At 69.9% G+C, this 994-nt stretch carries 1 protein-coding gene; it reads right to left on the reverse strand.

Annotated elements, in window-relative coordinates:
- Positions 1-26 precede the first annotated feature (26 nt).
- The gene (locus ACI797_RS27810) at positions 27-920 is read right to left on the reverse strand and encodes an IS982 family transposase (protein WP_456864109.1); all 894 of its coding nucleotides are present in this window, start codon (positions 918-920) and stop codon (positions 27-29) included.
- Positions 921-994 lie beyond the last annotated feature (74 nt).

Here is a 994-nt window from a genome sequence, read left to right on the forward strand (position 1 = left end):
GCTAGACGAGTAAGTCCGATCGGGGGTCAGTGGTCGTAGGCGATCAGGGATCGGGTGATCGGCTGGCCGGTGGCGCGGTTGTGCCAGATGGCGGCGGTGAGGGCAAGAAGCCGTTGGGCGACCCGGCTGGTCACCCCGGTCAGGGTGCGTCCGCCGTGGAGTTCCAGGTCGAGTTGGCCTTTGAGGGTGTCGTAGACCGACTCGATCAGCTGGCGGATCGGCGCGAGCAGCTGCTGGCCGGGGCGGGGCGTGCGGCTGCGGTAGGACGGGCGCAGCAGGTCCGCGCCGCGGGCGTGCAGATAGTCATCCAGCTCGGCAGAGGCGTAGCCCTTGTCGGCAAGCAGCAGCAGGTCGGGCCGCTCGGCGAGCAGATGTGGCTCCTCGTCGAGCATGCACATCAGCACCTGGCGTTCGTCGATCTTGGGATCGGCCAGCGCCCAGGTGACCGGTAGCCCGGCCGGCGTGCAGATCAGGTGCAGCCGCAGCCCCCAGAACCAGCGGGAGTGCGAGCGGCACCAGCCGTAGCCGGCCACCCCAGCCAGCTCCGAGCGCAGCGCGGCGGGGCGGGATCGGGCGCACTCCACCGGGGTGGAGTCGACCAGCCAGACCGGGTCGGTCCACAGGTCGGTGTCGGCGGCCAGTGCCCGGATGACCCGCTTGAGCAGCGGCAGGGCGCCGCGCAGCCGCTTGTTGTAGCCGGATTGGCCGGGCAGGTACGGGAACGCACCGGGCAACGCCTCGGGCACCAGCCGCAGCCAGCGGGCCTCGGAGCGCACGCCGAGCAGCACCTGCGCCACGGCCAAGGTGATCAGTTCGGAGTCGGTCAGCCGCGGGCGGCGTCCGGCGCGCACGCGACCGTGCAAGAAGTCATCGATCCAGACGTAGAGTCCGGTCAGGAGGGTGTTGAGGTCTGTCGTCACAACCAGAGCCTGAGCACCCTCCGCCCTGTCTTACAGGCCTGTGCCTCTCCGGGCGTTAGGACTTACTCGTCTAG

Source organism: Geodermatophilus sp. SYSU D00691 (assembly GCF_054050275.1).